14 protein-coding genes and 5 tRNA genes are annotated in these 17523 nt (G+C 35.9%); 5 read left to right on the forward strand and 14 right to left on the reverse strand.

Annotated features, from left to right (window positions below; translation table 11 throughout):
- Positions 1 to 144: 144 nt before the first annotated feature.
- A complete protein-coding gene (locus tag F1325_RS10730) occupies positions 145 to 930 on the reverse strand; it encodes a class I SAM-dependent methyltransferase (RefSeq protein ID WP_244185064.1) in 786 nt (261 codons plus the stop codon).
- A gap of 289 nt (positions 931 to 1219) precedes the next feature.
- Here F1325_RS10730 and copM point away from each other — a divergent pair, with 289 nt between their 5' ends.
- From copM to F1325_RS10750, 4 genes are all read left to right on the forward strand, one after another.
- Entirely contained in the window at positions 1220 to 1591 is a 372-nt protein-coding gene (gene copM / locus F1325_RS10735) for a CopM family metallochaperone (protein WP_109373579.1), read from the forward strand.
- 167 nt (positions 1592 to 1758) lie between these two features.
- Positions 1759 to 2670, forward strand: a complete 912-nt coding sequence (locus F1325_RS10740; protein WP_160230424.1) for an AraC family transcriptional regulator — start codon at positions 1759 to 1761, stop codon at positions 2668 to 2670.
- 228 nt (positions 2671 to 2898) lie between these two features.
- Positions 2899 to 4068 carry an iron-containing alcohol dehydrogenase gene (locus F1325_RS10745; RefSeq protein WP_160230425.1) on the forward strand — a complete coding sequence of 390 codons (1170 nt, stop codon included), beginning with the start codon at positions 2899 to 2901 and terminating at the stop codon, positions 4066 to 4068.
- A gap of 290 nt (positions 4069 to 4358) precedes the next feature.
- Positions 4359 to 5390: a glycosyltransferase family 9 protein gene (locus F1325_RS10750; protein ID WP_167514942.1), complete on the forward strand. Its 1032-nt coding sequence runs from the start codon at positions 4359 to 4361 to the stop codon at positions 5388 to 5390.
- A 193-nt stretch (positions 5391 to 5583) separates the two neighbouring features.
- On the opposite strand, the gene F1325_RS10755 is transcribed toward F1325_RS10750, so the two are convergent.
- The 10 genes from F1325_RS10755 to F1325_RS10800 all read right to left on the reverse strand — a co-directional run bounded on the left by F1325_RS10755 (position 5584) and on the right by F1325_RS10800 (position 13334).
- Positions 5584 to 5670 (reverse strand) — tRNA-Leu (locus tag F1325_RS10755).
- Positions 5671 to 5841: 171 nt separating this feature from the next.
- Positions 5842 to 5928: transfer RNA gene (locus tag F1325_RS10760), tRNA-Leu, on the reverse strand.
- A gap of 133 nt (positions 5929 to 6061) precedes the next feature.
- A tRNA-Leu gene (locus tag F1325_RS10765) sits at positions 6062 to 6148 on the reverse strand.
- Positions 6149 to 6153: 5 nt separating this feature from the next.
- A tRNA-Cys gene (locus tag F1325_RS10770) sits at positions 6154 to 6227 on the reverse strand.
- Positions 6228 to 6252: 25 nt separating this feature from the next.
- Positions 6253 to 6328 (reverse strand) — tRNA-Gly (locus tag F1325_RS10775).
- 141 nt (positions 6329 to 6469) lie between these two features.
- On the reverse strand, positions 6470 to 7018 hold the full coding sequence (pgsA, locus tag F1325_RS10780; RefSeq protein ID WP_075674025.1) for a CDP-diacylglycerol--glycerol-3-phosphate 3-phosphatidyltransferase: 549 nt from the start codon (positions 7016 to 7018) through the stop codon (positions 6470 to 6472).
- Between the two features lie 55 nt (positions 7019 to 7073).
- Positions 7074 to 8906: an excinuclease ABC subunit UvrC gene (uvrC, locus tag F1325_RS10785; protein WP_160230426.1), complete on the reverse strand. Its 1833-nt coding sequence runs from the start codon at positions 8904 to 8906 to the stop codon at positions 7074 to 7076.
- Positions 8890 to 9549: a LuxR C-terminal-related transcriptional regulator gene (locus tag F1325_RS10790; RefSeq protein ID WP_109373583.1), complete on the reverse strand. Its 660-nt coding sequence runs from the start codon at positions 9547 to 9549 to the stop codon at positions 8890 to 8892. The genes uvrC and F1325_RS10790 overlap by 17 nt, the downstream gene beginning before the upstream one ends.
- A gap of 216 nt (positions 9550 to 9765) precedes the next feature.
- Entirely contained in the window at positions 9766 to 10170 is a 405-nt protein-coding gene (locus F1325_RS10795; protein WP_109373584.1) for a GFA family protein, read from the reverse strand.
- A gap of 104 nt (positions 10171 to 10274) precedes the next feature.
- Complete coding sequence (locus F1325_RS10800) at positions 10275 to 13334, reverse strand: DUF2339 domain-containing protein (RefSeq protein ID WP_160230427.1); 3060 nt, start codon at positions 13332 to 13334, stop codon at positions 10275 to 10277.
- 206 nt (positions 13335 to 13540) lie between these two features.
- On the opposite strand from F1325_RS10800, the gene glpX reads away from it, so the two are divergent.
- Positions 13541 to 14521 (forward strand): class II fructose-bisphosphatase, encoded by a 981-nt coding sequence (gene glpX / locus F1325_RS10805; protein ID WP_160230428.1) that lies wholly within the window; start codon positions 13541 to 13543, stop codon positions 14519 to 14521.
- 108 nt (positions 14522 to 14629) lie between these two features.
- Here glpX and F1325_RS10810 read toward each other — a convergent pair whose 3' ends face one another.
- The 3 genes from F1325_RS10810 to F1325_RS10820 form a co-directional block, all read right to left on the reverse strand.
- Positions 14630 to 15661, reverse strand: coding sequence for a methylphosphonate esterase (locus F1325_RS10810; protein ID WP_075674019.1), 1032 nt, complete (start codon positions 15659 to 15661; stop codon positions 14630 to 14632).
- Between the two features lie 10 nt (positions 15662 to 15671).
- Complete coding sequence (locus F1325_RS10815) at positions 15672 to 16628, reverse strand: DMT family transporter (protein ID WP_075674018.1); 957 nt, start codon at positions 16626 to 16628, stop codon at positions 15672 to 15674.
- 130 nt (positions 16629 to 16758) lie between these two features.
- Positions 16759 to 17496: a glutamine amidotransferase gene (locus F1325_RS10820; protein ID WP_160230429.1), complete on the reverse strand. Its 738-nt coding sequence runs from the start codon at positions 17494 to 17496 to the stop codon at positions 16759 to 16761.
- Positions 17497 to 17523 lie beyond the last annotated feature (27 nt).

Here is a 17523-nt window from a genome sequence, read left to right on the forward strand (position 1 = left end):
AGGTTCAATCTGGATTACGATTCTTTTTATTTTTTACATTTTATTACGGAGGTATACAGTTCTATTTATTCTTATTAGTAGAAAAATAAGCACCTAGTTTTACTTAGGTGCCATTAAATGATATATAAGCTTTTCTTGATAGAATTATTTTTTAGAGCAACACGCAATATAATTTAAAATATGCCGATTTTCTCTAAAAAAACGAAACATTGATAAGAAGCGTGGTCTATTTTGCTTATTTGCCAATCCATTTTTAATTATCTTCGCTGTTCTAAATAAACCTTCATCACGAATTAAACCAATAGGTGACATTAAACTCATATTGCCAGATTTTATTTTTACTTCTGAGAAACCAATATTAATAAATAAGTCATGCCACTCTTGCTTAAACATTGGTGCTACATTTGATTTCACTACACCGATTAGCTTATCTCTATTAACATCATCATTTTTCTTCATAATATCATGAGTTAATAATAAACCACCGGGTTTTAAAACACGGTAATACTCTTTTACTAGCTTTGTTTTGGCTTTATCTGCATACATTGTCAACATTGCTTCATTTATAACAATATCAAACGTATTATCAGCGAAAGGCAAAGATAACGCATTGGCTTTGGTTAATTGAATCAAATGTGATAATTGTGCTTTATCAACATTATTCTGTGCATGAGCTAAAGCATTATCATCCATATCGACAGCAATAATATGGCAACCATATTTCTTAGCAATTTCAATTGAAGTTGTCGCCATATTACAAGCAATCTCAAGAACATGGCTTGATGATGTAAAATGTGCGTTATTAATCAACCAATCAGATGCCTCTACACCGCCGGGTCTTAACCGTGTTTTCCCTAAGCTTGCTAAAAAGGTATGCCCTGCTTTTGAGTGCTCTTGAGACATAGACTGCGTTGTAGTTTGATTATCCATATAACCACCTTAAAGTTGCATCAATAATACAACTTTATAATAAAATACATTTAATGGGAATAGTTATCATTACTTTTCTATTTTTTATAAAGAAATTCCGAGTGTATAAAGAGATATAAAATTGAATTTAGGCATATAACCAATTGAAATAAAATGAGTTAAAAAGGTTATTTTTGTAATTACGTCATTAAAAGTAAAGAACATTAAACTTTGAATAACAACATTGACCTTCCCCTAGGGGGAATCTTTAGAGTGATAACAATTTCACGATAAATTAAAGGAAACTGTTATGAAAAAGATTTTACCTACTGCTGTTATTTTAATGAGTGCTATCTCTTTTGGTGCAATGGCAAACAATACACACATGAACATGAATATGGATACACCTCATAACAGTTCACCAATGCAAAAAGAACTCAATGATTCCATGAATAAGATGCATGCCGATATGGCAAAAGGGATGAATACCGATAATGCAGATGTCGCTTTTGCTGATGGCATGATTGCCCACCATTTAGGCGCTATTGATATGGCTAAGATTGAGTTGAAATACGGTACTGATCCTGAAATGCGTAAACTAGCTCAGGCTATTATTGATGCGCAAGGCCCTGAAATAGAACAAATGCAAAAATGGTTAGAAAAAAATAAAACCAATAAATAATATATTCATAAGGCTGTGATTTATTAGGCACAGCCTATCTCATTTTTGATGTTTACTTTCCAGATTTCTTATTAAATATAAGTCAAATAATTTTCTAATATTCATCTCATACATTATAATTTTGCGACGACGACAATATTAATCGCTTTATCCCGTATGGAGTCCATATGAATAAATTAGAAAACATGGCGTTATTAACTCAAAAACTAGCCATGCAGATTGAAAAATGGACTCATGATACTAATCAATTTGAAACTCAAATTCCGGGATTAACGCTGACACACTGGACTTCTCCTACACCAATTACCAGCCATACTCACAAATCAGGAATATGTTTAATTGCCCAAGGTGAAAAGAGAGTGATCTTAGGAGAAGAAAGCTTTATTTATGATGCCAACCATTTTTTAATTTCTTCAATAGAACTCCCAGTTATGGCAAATATTATGAAAGCCAGCAACGAGAAACCTTTTTTAGGGCTAGTTATGGAGTTAGATCTGCAAGAAATATCGCAACTCATCGTTGATAGTGAATTAACATTTAACTCAGATTTAAATGCTCAAAAAGGAATTGCTGTTGGCAAATTATCAGAACCTTTAGTCAATGCCTTTATTCGCTTGCTCACTCTTCTTGATGAGCCTGATAGTATTAAAATTCTTGCTCCAGGTATAAAGCGAGAAATTTTTTATCGTCTACTTATTACAGAGCAAGGTGAACGATTGAATCAAATCGTCACAGCAGGTAGTCATAGTCATCAAATAGCTAAAGCGATTGATTGGTTAAAAAATAATTATATAAAATCATTAAACATCAATGAATTGGCTTCATGTTCTGGAATGAGCAAATCTGCTTTTTATACTCATTTTAAAACAATGACATCAATGACTCCGCTTCAATTCCAAAAAAAATTACGACTCAGTGAAGCCCGTCGGTTAATGTTAACTGAAAATTTAGGTGCAACGACAACCACTTTCCGAGTTGGTTATGAAAGCCCTTCTCAATTTAGCCGTGAATATAGTCGATTATTCGGAGCGCCACCAGCAACAGATATTAAGATGCTTAAAGAAACGGATCATATTTAACCATTATAAACGCTCTTGTTCTTTCTCTAAGCTAATTTATATTATTCACAATCATCATTTTAGTTTTTTGGAAAAATAGGCAAGAGACTAAGAAGATCAGACATTCATTTCTAAATGCGAAAGCGATAGCATTTTCCTCAACAATTAATCTGTCTCTATCTTATTTGAAGTTAAAAAATGCATTACACTTCAATTAGATAGCCTTTAATCTGGCAAAAGGATATCAAAATGCAACTCGATTTCTCTTACTATAATCCAACCACCATTCATTTTGGTAAGAATTCTCTTGCTAAATTAAATGATGAATTATCACATTATGGCGAAACAGTTATGCTGATGTATGGCCGTAACGCGATTAAATCAAATGGACTCTATGATGAGGTTATAACCATACTCCGTCATGCAGGTAAAAACATTGTTGAGTTATCAGGCGTTATGCCAAACCCAACTTATAAAAAAATGATGGAAGGTGCTCAGTTAGTTCGCGAACACAATGTCAGTTTGATATTAGCGGTCGGTGGTGGCTCCGTTATTGATTGTGCGAAAGGTATTTCCATTTCGGCTTATTGTGAAAACGAAGATCCTTTCCAAAAATACTGGATTGAATACCAAGATGTGACAAATAAAATTGTTCCTGTCGCATCAATTCTTACCATGGTAGGCACAGGCTCTGAAATGAATGGTGGTTCAGTTATTACCCATGAAGAGACTAAATATAAAATTGGACGTGCATTTCCTGCAACTGTATTTCCTAAGTTCTCGATTTTAAACCCAGAATATACTTTTTCTGTTTCTCAGTATCAGATGGTAAGTGGTGTTTTTGACACTATGTCGCATTTGATGGAGCAATATTTTTCTGATGAAGGTGCAAATACAACCGATTATTTAATTGAAAGTTTATTAAAATCTTCGATTGATAATTTACGTATCGCACTAAAAAAACCAACAGATTACGAAGCCAGAAGTAATCTTATGTGGAATGCAACACTTGCATTAAATACCCTCACAGGATTATCAAAAACACAAGATTGGCAAGTTCATATGATTGAACACCAATTAGGGGCTTATACAGACTGTGCACATGGAATGGGACTCGCAGCGATTTCTCTACCTTATTATCGTTTTATCTATAAGTTTGGTATTGAAAAATTTGTACGATTTGCAACTCAAGTATGGGGAATTTCCGCAGAAGGAAAAACACAAGATCAAATTGCCTTTGAAGGTATTGATGCACTAGAACGTTTCACAAAGGAATGTGGCATTATTACATCATTAGAAGCCTTAGGTGCAACAAGAGAGATGCTTCCTGAGATTGCACAATCAACCACAATTATTGGTAGAGGCTATCAAAAGCTAACCACTAAAGATGTACTCGATATTTTGGAAGCGTGTTTTTAATTACCCGTAAATGGCATTATAAACATAGTCTTATGTTACTAAAGATAAATTTCATATTAAGACATATAATAAATACGATGATTATCTAAAAAATAGTCATCGTATTATCAATAGTACAGTCTTTGAGCTTATCTTCTTCTCATTCCCTATCCCAAAAGCAGATTAATTCCTTAATAAAGATGCCTCTACATATCGAATCGTTTATAATCATAAATATACAACATGATTACTGCTGAAGTCATACTTATCAGCAATGAATTTCTCTTATTCGAATATACATAAATCTAATTATGCCTAAAATATTAATAATACAAAGAGATAACATTGGTGATTTAATACTTACAACACCATTAATTGACTCTCTTGCCCATGAATATAATACAAAAATAGATCTGCTAGTAAACTCTTACAATCAAGCTATTCTAGAAGGTAACCCTTCCGTCGGAAATGTACATATTTACAGTAAGTTGCACCATAAAAAACCAGGACAATCATCCCTAAAACTTATTCTGAGCCGATTAAAAATTATTTTTGATATGCGTCGCCAGCATTATGATATCGCAATTGTTGCTCGTGATCATTGGGCCAAAAGAGCATTGCAATGGGCAAAATTATCAGGTGCTAAACGTATTATCGCTATTGGCAATGATGCGCCTTCAGCAGTGACAGATCCAATTCCAACGCCGTCTAACAAAGGTCATATCGCTGAGTTATTCTGTCAACTAGCCCATCCTCTTGGAATAGAGAAAAAAGCCGGCCCTTTAAAATTGTATGTCAAAGATGAAGAGATCTCTGCAATTCGTCAACGCATTAAAATAACTGAAAATGTTCCTATTTACGGCTTACAAATCAGTTCACGTAAACCACAACAACGTTGGCAAGCAGAAAAATTTATCGAGTTAGCACACCAATTAACACAACGCGAAAAATGCCACATTCTTCTCTTTTGGTCGCCAGGAAGCAACGACAATAAACAGCACCCCGGTGATGATGAAAAAGCACAGTTTATCCTTGAACAGTGCAAAGATATCCCTATTACGCCAGTACCTACGCAAAATCTTAGAGAATTAATGGCTGGTATGTCTTTATGTGATCAGATGCTAACCAGCGATGGTGGTGCATTACATATTTCAGTGGGTGTTGGTGTGCCGACAGTAGCGATGTTTGGTAATAGTGATGCTGATTTTTGGGGTCCATGGCATATTGCCAGTGAAGTACTGAAGGCGCCTGAAGATAATGTAGGGCTTCTTACGGTAGGCGATGTATTGACTCGTTTTATTACACTAAGAGATCGAGTCATTGCTTTAAATACAAAGAGTTAATTGCCAAACACTAATACAAAAAAACATTAAATATAAATCACCTTAATTGCTACACTTGATAAGGTGATTTTTTATTTTACACCCCATTGAGTTGATAGAATCATATTTAAGTAGTAATAAGATAATACATTCAATCTGATTTTTACTTTTTATGATCAAAAAAACGGACCTTATTAAGGTCCGCTTTTTTATATGGTGCCCAGGGCGGGACTTGAACCCGCACAGCCTTACAGCCGAGGGATTTTAAATCCCTTGTGTCTACCGATTTCACCACCTGGGCTAAATTGTATTTACTTGTCACGCTTAATACTTGTTTATCAAACAAGATAGATAACAAATAAATTTAAAGCATTTACGTCTAAAACAGCTAACTTTAGTTTTTTGCTTTTCTCTCACTAACTTGTTGCTAGAGGAAGAAAAAACGGACCTAAGTTAAGGTCCGCTATTTATATGGTGCCCAGGGCGGGACTTGAACCCGCACAGCCTTACAGCCGAGGGATTTTAAATCCCTTGTGTCTACCGATTTCACCACCTGGGCTAAATTCTGTGGTGCGCCCGTAAATCCTTATTACTAAGATAGATACTGGTATGGACGACTTATTACTTATTTACTTCTCAATGCCATTTACAATGGACTTTCTTTTTGCACCAAACTCTTTATCTTAAAGAGATGGTGCCCAGGGCGGGACTTGAACCCGCACAGCCTTACAGCCGAGGGATTTTAAATCCCTTGTGTCTACCGATTTCACCACCTGGGCATTAATGGAGGCGCGTCCCGGAATCGAACCGAGGTACACGGATTTGCAATCCGCTGCATGACCACTCTGCCAACGCGCCTCAACTGCTCAATCTCATAAGAGATTGGAGCGGGAAACGAGACTCGAACTCGCGACCCCAACCTTGGCAAGGTTGTGCTCTACCAACTGAGCTATTCCCGCATTACCGAACTTGCTGATTTACTTATTTATTTCTGTAAACCGTTGTGCCTTTCGATGCGTTGCATTCTACTGATTTCCTGAATCTAGTCAACACTATATTTGCATCTTTTTGACTGTTCGGTGAATTTTCAGTCATTTCGATCAACCTTCGCGCAAATCTGACCACGCAGCGCTCAAATATTGAAACATTGACCAGAAAGTCAGCACTGTTGCGATATATAATAAAGCGAATCCAAACCATTCTGCTTCAACAGTAGGACGCCATAATAACACAACAAGCGATCCCATTTGTGCGGTCGTCTTCACTTTTCCTATCCAAGAAACTGCAACACTGTTACGTTTCCCTAATTCAGCCATCCATTCTCTTAATGAAGAAATAATAATTTCACGAGCAATCATTGTTGCTGCAGGTAAGGTTATCCACCACTCATGATAGTACTCAGTAATTAAAACAAGTGCTGTTGCAACCATTACTTTATCCGCTACTGGGTCAAGAAAAGCTCCGAAGCGGGTAGTTTGTTTCCATCTACGTGCTAAAAAACCATCAAACCAGTCTGTTGCAGCTGCTACCATAAAAATAATAGCGCAAACTAATGGAGCATCTTTGAATGGTAAATAAAACACCAAAACAAAGAATGGGATTAGAGCGACACGAAATAGAGTTAGCCAAGTTGGGATATTTAGTTGCATAGCGTTCTACACGACCTAGAAAAGTGAGAGTTATTAATATGGTGCATCAATACACTTAGTGTTTCAACGCATTAAAAATTTTTTCTGCTAATGCCGTCGAAATTGTGGGGACTTTCGCAATTTCTTCAACACTTGCATCTCGTAAAGCTTGTAGCCCTCCCATATATTTCAACAACATTTGACGACGTTTCGGTCCTACACCTTCAATAGACTCCAGCGAACTGGTATTTTTTACTTTTGCTCTACGTTGACGATGTCCCGTTATTGCATGACGATGGGATTCATCACGAATATGTTGGATCAAATGTAACGCAGGTGAATCAGAAGGTAACGCCATTCCTTCACCTTCAGGCACAAAAAACAAAGTTTCAAGCCCTGCTTTACGATCACTTCCTTTTGCGACACCAATTAATTTCGGGTGTGATTTGTCCCAATCAACATTAAGAGAATCAAATACCTCTATTGCTTGTGCTAATTGCCCTTTGCCACCATCGATAAAGATAACATCTGGAACCTTACTGTCTTCTAATGATTTACCATAACGTCGAGTAAGCACTTGATTCATCGCCGCATAATCATCACCAGGAGTAATACCACTAATATTATAGCGCCTATATTCAGATTTTAATGGGCCATTCATGTCAAATACTACACATGAAGCCACAGTTTGCTCTCCCATAGTGTGACTAATATCAAAACATTCCATTCGTTTTATCTCTTTCATATCAAGAAGAGACATCAAAGAGGTATAACGCTGTGAAATTGTTGATTGCTCGACTTGTTTTGAAGCCAATGCCGTTGCTGCGTTTGTTCTAGCTAATTTCAAATAGCGCGCCCTATCACCACGCGGTTTTGTTTGAATTTGAATTTTTCGACCTGCAATTGAAGATATAGATTCAGAAAGAATGGCTTTATCTTCTAAATCAAAATCGAGCAAAATTTCACTTGGTAAAGTACGAATTGCACTGCCTTGTAAATAAAATTGACCAATAAAAGTCTGAACAACTTCATCGATTGAGGTATTTGCAGGAACTTTAGGAAAATAACTCCGACTACCTAACACTTTACCTTGACGGAAAAAGAGAACATAAACACAAGCAATCGCACCATTAAAAGCAACACTGATCACATCAAGATCATCACCAATATTGGCAACAAACTGTTTCTCTGTTACTTGTCTTACTGCTTGAATTTGATCACGAATGCGAGCGGCCTCTTCAAAACGTAATTCTTGGCTAGCTCCTTCCATACGTTTAACCAATCCATCAATAACTTGTGTATCATCACCTGAAAGAAAAAGTCGCACATAATTAACTTGTTGGGCATATTCTTCATCAGAAACATAACCTTTTACGCAAGGTGCAAGGCAACGCCCAATTTGATATTGCAAACAAGGTCTTGAACGATTGCGATAAACATTGTCTTCGCATTGGCGAATAGGAAACAATTTTTGCATTAATGCTAAGGTTTCTCTTACTGCAAAGGAGTTAGGAAAAGGTCCAAAATATTCCCCTTTCGCATGTTTTGCGCCACGGTAGCTAGCAAGTCTGGGGTGTTTATCACCGCTTAAATAGATATAAGGATAGGATTTATCATCTCGCAACAACACATTATAGCGAGGTTGATAACGCTGAATGTAGCTGTGCTCAAGCAATAAAGCTTCCGTTTCTGTATGGGTGATCGTGACATCAATATTTGCGATGCACTTCACTAAAGCTTCGGTTTTACGGCTATTTACCTGTGTACGAAAATAGCTTGAAAGCCTTTTTTTCAGATCTTTAGCTTTGCCGACATAGATTACTGTGTCTGTTGCATCATACATCCGATACACACCTGGTTTATCTGTGACTCGGCTTAAGAATGCTTTGGCGTCAAATTTGTCTTCCACTTTGTAAATGACTCTCTATCTCAATTAACCCATAACGTATTGCTATATGTGTTAATTCTACATCACCTGAAATTTTAAGTTTACTAAACATTCGGTAACGATAGCTATTTACTGTTTTTGTATTAATATTCAACTCACTTGCGATTTGTATGATTTTTTTCCCTCTAATGATCATCGACATAATCTGCAATTCTCGTTCAGACAGATGATGTAAAGGATTTAATTCTTGCTGTAATTTTGTTAGTGCGATTTCCATCGCTAACTCTTGGCTTATATACCGTTGACCGATACAAACCTGTCGGATAGCTTGCAGAATATTTTCACAAGAAGTATCAGCTATAATAAAACCTTCAATACCCAATTGAAGAAGTGTTATTGATAATATTGAATCTGTTTTTGGTGAAATAACAATAATTTTAATTGATAAAGATGATCGCTTTATTCTTTTTATAGAATCAACTAATGAGACTGAAGGTGCTGAATAAATAATAATAAGATTAACCGAAAATTGTCGGCAATAACGAAATGCATCATTTTCATCATTCACCACCTTTCGGATATTAATTTTTTTAATCTGGCTAAGAAGTGTTTTTATTCCCACGCTAAATATTTCAACTCGACTTATTATCAATGTATTTATCAATAACTCTTTCCTTTTAAATTACACCATAACAAAGAATATTAAATCAATTCTTCACAGGCGTGAATACAAACATCATACTATAATAGAAAAATAGCAACCCCGCCCTTCCTTTATATTACATTAATATTTATTAAATAAAATAAAATCATAAAAAAGACTCATATAGAAAAGAGTCTTTAAAAAATCAAAAAATATAAAAAACTAATAAATGAAATGTTATTTATTGAACATATTCATAATATCTTGTTCTGTTAGCATGGGTGTGTTTTCTACAAAATTATAATAATTAGGTTTGCTATCTATATAAATTTGCATTGTCAGTTTACTTTCTTTTGCATCGGGGAATAATCCTGCAGATACATAGTAAGTATGGGTTTCTTTTAGATGATAAAAAAGATGAGAACCACAATGCTTACAAAATGCTCGTTCTCCCCATAAAGATGAATCATAACGTGTTATATTTTCTTCACCTTCAATCTTCAAATCTGATTTACAATCAATTGAAAAACCAGGGCCACCATTCCAACGCAAACACATACTGCAATGACAAACACTGAGTGCAGAGATATCTTGCGCTGTCGATAACTTAACCTTGCCACATAAACATTGACCTTGATGCATTGATACTCTCCTTTTCTTTAGATCATGAAATCATGCATTAATCACTTAAGATTATATGCATGATTTAATCTCAAAAATCAACAAAGCGCACATATAAAAAACGTCTATATTTTTGTATTTTCGCTTTGCTTTTTAGGTGGCAATGGTGAGAAATACCCGATTAATAAAATCAGTATTGCAACACCAATAAAGGCCAATGCTCTAAGCAATCCACTGCTTAATGATGTATCAATTAGGAAGAGCTTAGCGATAACTACAGCCAACAGTACACCACCAATAAACCATTGTGAACGTGACTTTTTACGTGTCGCCATCACCATAGTCACTAACGCAGTAATTGCCCAAATAATGGCTAATACTGTTTGGATAACTTTGGAATTAATTATTGCATAACTCGACCAATCAATATCTGTTGCAAAGACTAGTCCTCTTAATAAAATACCGTTTGCCCACCAGAAAATCATAGCTGGAATAATGTAATTAACTAAAGGTAAGTTATTTTTCAATAATAATTGATATTTAGGTGACTGTTTTATTACTGAAATAAATTTATAGCCAACCCATATTCCAATAACTCCAATTAGATCCATTAAGTTAAATAATGGAATAAATTTAATACCACTTTCAGTGCCGTCATTAAAGTTTGCAAAGATTAAAGAAAGTGCCAGTAAACCTAAAACAGGTAAAGTGACTACCCAATAAGCATTTTGGTACTCTTTTATCCAATCAACTTTCATTGCTAGTATATAGCTTATTGCAATAAATAAACTTATAACAAAAATTACGCTTGCAAAATGTAAGCTCACATAAAGGTACGTAACATCCATTAACCAAATAATTTCAGTAAATAAGAATAGAACAATAAAGATAAGGTGCATACTGTGGATCAATGCTTTATTGATCCTTTGTTTCGGCAATAACGTATTGACCTTAAGCAAGTAAAAACCACTCGCAAAAACTGCTATCCAAATAATCGCACTTAACCAATTATCAATTAACGAGCCTGCAAGATAGATGTACACCAACATAATAAGCGCTGACATCGGCCATAATAAAATAGAACAACTAGCCAACTCAGAAAATTGGGTTTTCTTCCCAGCAAAGAACATGCCCCAACAGCTAATAAGAATAAAAGCAAATGTAATGGATTTTACTTCTGGAGAAAGCCAATGTTCGCCATATTCTTGTAGAAGTAAAACGCTATATCCCCAACTTACAGCAGAAATAAATAGTGTTACATATCCAATAGTTCGATTATCAAAATTAATAAATTGTGCTCGATACCACAGTACTGCGACGGCAAATACAACGATGACTTGTGTTACAAGCATTAGCCAATCGCCTAGCGAAATAACAGGCATGTTAAATAATAAAACAAAGGAAACCGCAACTAAAATAGTCCCTGCAATCGCAGGTTTCTTTTGCTGCTGTAAAACAGAAAATGCAAGGATCATTACCCCTTCAATTGCCCATACAATCGATGTCCATTCAGCAGAGAATGCAAATGGTACGGCTAAAGTAGCAAAGGTGACAGAGAGCATAAAGAAGGCAATTGCCAGTAATTTGCCCTCTTCACGATAACGCTTAAGTGCAAACCAACTTAGTGCGAAATAAGCTAATCCATAAAGTGATGAAGCAATAGCAACACCATATGGCCATTCAGAGGCTAATCGATGTTGGAAGATAAAACCAATTAATGGCGTACCAAATAGTAATGTGGCATCAAAAGGAATATTAAGTTTCAGTTTATTTTTTAATGTTGAAAGTTCCGTTGCAACACCAAAAATCAACCAATTTGCAATTAAAAATAGCTGGCAAGGTAAATAATCAGCATGGGTGTAATTTGGTATTGCCCATATAAAAGCAATACCAAAAGTAAATGCAAAACCAATAAGATTTAATAAACGCCAAACTTGCCAATGGCTGATAATAAGGATACCAATTGAAAGAATAAGATAATAGCTAAACAATGCAACATAATTGCCACTACCCGTAGACAATAATACAGGTGCTAAATAACCACCAAGTGAAGCTAATATAGCTAAACTAATAGCCCGATGAATAACTGCCAAACTTACACTAACCAAACAGATAAACACCATAATAGCGAGAGCAATGCTAATAGGAATAAAATCATAAATTTTAGTCGCAGCAAAAATAGTAATGTAAAACCCACCAATGCCGCCACCTTGCAAAATTAATGCATATATCAGGTTTTTCTTTCTAAGCCACCAGCCAATACCTAATAACGCTAAGCATCCTGTTCCCGCCATCATTAAACGTGTTGATGCTGAGATAAGCTCATTCTCAATACTGTATTTAAGTAAATAAGACAGACCAAAAAAGAGTAATAACATCCCTATTTTAGCCAGCGGATTTCCTGTTACTACCCAATTCCAAATAAGCCCCAAAATCGATTTTTGTTGACGTTTTGGACGAGGGTTTAAATTAGGTCTATATTGCGATGCAGGTCTATTTGCTTGAGGTGTAGCATTTCCTAAATTACCTGTTTCAGATCCTGCAAGGCTTGCACTTGCCATATTAGCTCTATTTTCTGCAAGCAGATCTGATGTTGATTTAACAGATGTTTGTTTTGCCTCTTGTTGGTAATGATGGGCAAAACGACTTGTTGCTATCTTAGGTTGATAAGGCTCAGCTCCTTTAGGTGTAGGGGCTGTTGATATTTCTGGCTGATCAGGTTGTTTGTTTTCAAGGTTAATATTATTAACCATAGAAGATTGAACAATTGGATTTTCTGCTTTAGGAGAAACTTTATTAAATGCTGTTTCTTGTGATTCTTGTGCATATTGAGATACAGGCGCGTCTTTATTTTCCGCCTGATTTTTCACATGTTCTGTTGTGTTAATAGGTTCAACTGTTTTAGGTTGATAAGTTGAAGCAGTTGAAATCGTTGATTGAGGCTCTTTTTTTATATCACGAGAGAAATCCTTAACTTCGCTTTTCTGAGCGTCAAGCTCTGTGCGAATATCCGCAGCGTTATCTTTACTTAATAACTTAAATAATTTCTCTTGTTGTTCAGTAAGTTTTTCTTCAAGCTGTTTAATTCGATGTAACAATGAGTTGCTATTTGTATAAGCGTGATATTGCCAATACAAAGATACCACGACAAATATTGTAACGATAAGCACCAAAAAGTCATCCATAAACCTAATCCTTTTGCGTTAAGCATCACATGCTTTTAATTTCTTAACCTTAGTTATACTTTAATTTTCACAGATTTATCTTAGTTTATTCCTAAATAACCTATTTCGAGAACTCTTGATTTAAACCTAGCACATAATTTCGAAAAAAAGGTATGATCGGCAACCTATCTTAATCTTCCATTTATATCGCAAAACACACTCATAATATGAAATTAAATGACGAATTAACTAATGCTATCGCTTCTGTAACAGAAGCCGCAGCCATTGCAGCAATGCCTTGGATTGGAAAACAAAATAAAAATGCAGCAGATGATGCTGCTGTCAGTGCTATGCGTGAACGTTTGAATAACCTGAATATCAATGGTGAAATAGTCATTGGTGAAGGTGAAATAGATGAAGCACCTATGCTCTATATTGGCGAAAAAGTAGGTAATGGGAAAGGCGATAAAATAGAAATCGCGGTTGATCCAATTGACGGTACTCGCATGGTAGCTACGGGTGAAAATAATTCCCTAGCCATTTTAGCCGCAGGCTTTGAAGGCAGTTTTTTACAAGCTCCCGACATGTATATGGAAAAATTAATTGTGGGTAAGCAAGCTGCTGGTGTGATTGATCTTAACCATTGCCTTGAATATAACCTTGATGCGATTGCACAAACATTAAATAAATCTATTGAGCAGTTAACTCTCGCTATTTTAGATAAACCGCGTCACCACGATATTATTAACGATCTACGCGCTAAAGGTATTAATGTTATTACACTACCTGATGGTGATGTTCTAGCCTCTTTATATGCCACAATGCCTAATAACAGTATTGATGTTATGTATGGTATTGGTGGAGCACCTGAAGGCGTAATTAGTGCAGCTATCGCTAAGGCATTAGGTGGTGATATGCAAGCACGTTTAATTACTCGTGATATTGCAAAAGGAAATAGTGCAGAAAATAGAGAATATGCCGTTTCTGAAATTGCTCGTTGTCATAAAATGGGTACTGATGTAAATATTAAATTGTCATTAGACACATTAGTACGTAACCAAGATGTTATGTTTGCCGCAACAGCGATTACCAAAGGTGATTTCTTATCTGGTGTTAATCAACAAGCTCAATATCTACAAACACATTCTTTAGTAATTAATGGTTCAACACATTCATTACGTTATATTGAAAATTATCATTTACGTTAATGCTTAAATTTGTCTTCGTTTTCTTGAGACATAAAAAGCGGCACCTTATTAAGATGCCGCTAAATTTACTTCAAGGGGTATATTTATTGTTATTTATTCACTTCAGATTTAAGCCAACAAATTGGCTGGATTCTCAACACATAATTTTTTGATAATAGATTTATCAATGCCACGTTGAGCCAATAATGAAAGGAATACATTAGGAACAAATCCCCAACCATTCCCTCCATTTTTCGCCCACATCTGTTTTAAAAACACATCATGGCTTAATACGATTTGGCTACCATAACCTCGTTCAATTAAAGTTGCGACAGCTTCTACGGTATCCATAACACTTGGTGCCGCACCCTCTTTAGGGAAAGAGATATCCAGACCAATCATATCAAATTCAAGCCAAACACCGCGATCTAACATTTTGCATTGATAATCAATATCTTTACCTGATGGATCAGAATGTGCCAATGAAATCTTAGCGGGATTACATCCCATTTCTGTTAATAGAATATCTAAAACTTCATCACCACGACGTTGCCAACCTGGCATATGAATATTCATCGAAGCATGAGGATTACTGTTTTGTGCAATAGCAGCGGCACGTAGGCTATTTTTCTCACCATCTGTAAAGAATGGAGAAACACCAATTTCACCAATCATACCTGCACGAATATCAGTACCATCAATACCTACATTCAATTCATCATCAATGATTTTTGCCATTGCATCAATATCATCAGCCAGCCGTTCTCCTTCAAACTTTTCAATATAAAGTCCTGAAGAAGCTACAACATTAATACCGGTTATTTCTGCAACTTGTCTTAGTTTTCTAATATCACGTCCAATTGATGAAGAGCCTGTTGCATCAACAATTGTTCTTCCACCTAACTCTTTGAAGTTATTTAATTCAAAAATAACATCTTCGATTGGTTTTTTATCCATATTATCGCAACAACAATATGGATCGTATTTAAGTCCCCACTGAATATCTGCACTCACTTTTTTATCAACTAACACATGCGAGAATTCATAAAAAGGTTCATCAACAACACCTGAGAGATCATTAAAGAGGTGTTCATGGGGCAATGTTAGCCCCATATCTTCTTTTTTCACGGGGCCAGTTACGGTTTGAATATAACCTTTCATTACGATACTCCTACGCTTTTGCTGACTTAGTAGCTCTGAATTCAGGAATTGTTGTTACAATTGCACCCACTAACGCAAATAATGTACCGATGATTGTCACTAAATAAACGGTATTGCCCAATGAAGGTAATAACAAGTCAATTAATACAGAACCTAACAATTGACCCGCTGTTGAAGCAACACCTAACATCAGTAAGCCTAAACCACGTACTAAAATAGCCATTAATGCGATAGACATAAGCCCTAAAGGACCACCTAAATACATCCACCAAGTACCTGGTAATTCAAGAGTGATATGACCTAATGCCATACGAACAATAAGAGCAATCGTTAAAACAGTGAAGCCAACAATAAAGTTCCAAGTGATAGACACCATCATAGAACCTGTTGCTTCTGCAACTTTTGAGTTACCTGCTGGCTGCCAACCGGCTAATAAACCCGCAAGGAAAGGTAAGATTGCTAAATAAATAAATGAGGTTGAGTGCCATTGCGGAGAAACTACAAATAAAGTCGCAACAACAGCTAACACAGCGCCTAATACACGATATGGTGTAAAATATTTTTTCTCATCAACACCAACACCAAAGCGGTCACATAATAAGCCTGATAATAAAAGTGCTGAAATTAATGCTGTTTGGAATGTTGCAATCCCTAATGCACTCGCAGAAGCCCCTTCAGAGAAAACAACCATTGCACCACAAAGACCCGCAAACCAGTTCCATAATGGAATTTTGCGCGTTTTAATTAAACTTGGGATTGAAGCAAATTGCTGGCGATACTGTTTTTTCGACATAATGATAAAAAACATCACCACTAAACCACTGGCAAAAGAGATAACTGCACTGGCGTTACCATCTTTTAAAACATGCCCTAACTGCCCATTCACCGCAGACTGCATTGGTGATAGCATACCTGCTAACACAGTTGCTAACATCAGCAATGGTGTTGATAAATTTTTTGTACTCATAAGATGTTCCTTTTGGATTATTGGCTATGAGTGATTTCTTTTTTTATTTTTCAAGTAATCGGTTTTTTATTAGCGCAGAGCGGCAACTCTGCGCTTTTTTACTTTTTATGACAGTTATTCTTAATTCAAATTAACGAGCGATTTGTTTAAGAATGTTGACCCACATATCGGCATAATGCGGCCATGCTAAAAATTCTTTACTTCCCCAGTAAGGAGAACAGTCACTCATAAAGCAGCCTGTTTTTCCTTTTTCAAACTGACCAAATACCAGTAATGGATCTTCGCCAATATTTAATACAGTTTCTGTATTCTCTTTAGCTGAAACTTTGTTATAGCCAAGGAACATTGGCCATTCACCAAAACCTTTTACTGATGCATGCTCTGCATTAACCGCACTTGCAAACACACCTTCTGGCGCTTCAACACGATCGTCGCCATCCAGCATTTCAACAGGCAGAACTTCTGCAAGTAATGTATTTTTGTAGTTTGCTTTAGCTTCAATACCCATAAATGACAAGTAACCACCAATCATTAATAAGCCACCGCCATTAACCACAAACTCTTTAATTAACCCTAATGCGTTAGGGATAACTTTCATGTTATAGAAAGTATCGTTTTGCAGAAGGAACGTATTTGCACCAATATCACTAATAACAATGACATCGTATTTAGCCAATGCTTCAGCCGTTTGAGGGAATGCAACCTGAACGGTATGAGCAGGCATATAATCAACTTCAACACCCTTTTCTCTTAAGCAACTTAATAAGAACGTTGAACCTTCTTCATATTTGCTGGAAGTGAAACTGTCGTAGCCTTTGGAGTGGATCATATGAATGTGCCATGACTCACCAATAAATAAGATTTTCATTTTTATTCCTCTTTCAAAAAAGATTAT

The sequence above is a fragment of the Proteus columbae genome (assembly GCF_009914335.1).
In the GTDB taxonomy this organism is placed as follows: Bacteria; Pseudomonadota; Gammaproteobacteria; order Enterobacterales; family Enterobacteriaceae; genus Proteus.

What these genes read in the sequence shown, in the direction of transcription:
- F1325_RS10730 (WP_244185064.1), bottom strand. Translation starts at nt 930, where the DNA reads ATGGATAATCAAACTACAACGCAGTCTATGTCTCAAGAGCACTCAAAA.
- copM (WP_109373579.1), top strand. Translation starts at nt 1,220, where the DNA reads ATGAAAAAGATTTTACCTACTGCTGTTATTTTAATGAGTGCTATCTCT.
- F1325_RS10740 (WP_160230424.1), top strand. Translation starts at nt 1,759, where the DNA reads ATGAATAAATTAGAAAACATGGCGTTATTAACTCAAAAACTAGCCATG.
- F1325_RS10745 (WP_160230425.1), top strand. Translation starts at nt 2,899, where the DNA reads ATGCAACTCGATTTCTCTTACTATAATCCAACCACCATTCATTTTGGT.
- F1325_RS10750 (WP_167514942.1), top strand. Translation starts at nt 4,359, where the DNA reads ATGCCTAAAATATTAATAATACAAAGAGATAACATTGGTGATTTAATA.
- pgsA (WP_075674025.1), bottom strand. Translation starts at nt 7,018, where the DNA reads ATGCAACTAAATATCCCAACTTGGCTAACTCTATTTCGTGTCGCTCTA.
- F1325_RS10795 (WP_109373584.1), bottom strand. Translation starts at nt 10,170, where the DNA reads ATGCATCAAGGTCAATGTTTATGTGGCAAGGTTAAGTTATCGACAGCG.
- F1325_RS10800 (WP_160230427.1), bottom strand. Translation starts at nt 13,334, where the DNA reads ATGGATGACTTTTTGGTGCTTATCGTTACAATATTTGTCGTGGTATCT.
- glpX (WP_160230428.1), top strand. Translation starts at nt 13,541, where the DNA reads ATGAAATTAAATGACGAATTAACTAATGCTATCGCTTCTGTAACAGAA.
- F1325_RS10810 (WP_075674019.1), bottom strand. Translation starts at nt 15,661, where the DNA reads ATGAAAGGTTATATTCAAACCGTAACTGGCCCCGTGAAAAAAGAAGAT.
- F1325_RS10815 (WP_075674018.1), bottom strand. Translation starts at nt 16,628, where the DNA reads ATGAGTACAAAAAATTTATCAACACCATTGCTGATGTTAGCAACTGTG.
- F1325_RS10820 (WP_160230429.1), bottom strand. Translation starts at nt 17,496, where the DNA reads ATGAAAATCTTATTTATTGGTGAGTCATGGCACATTCATATGATCCAC.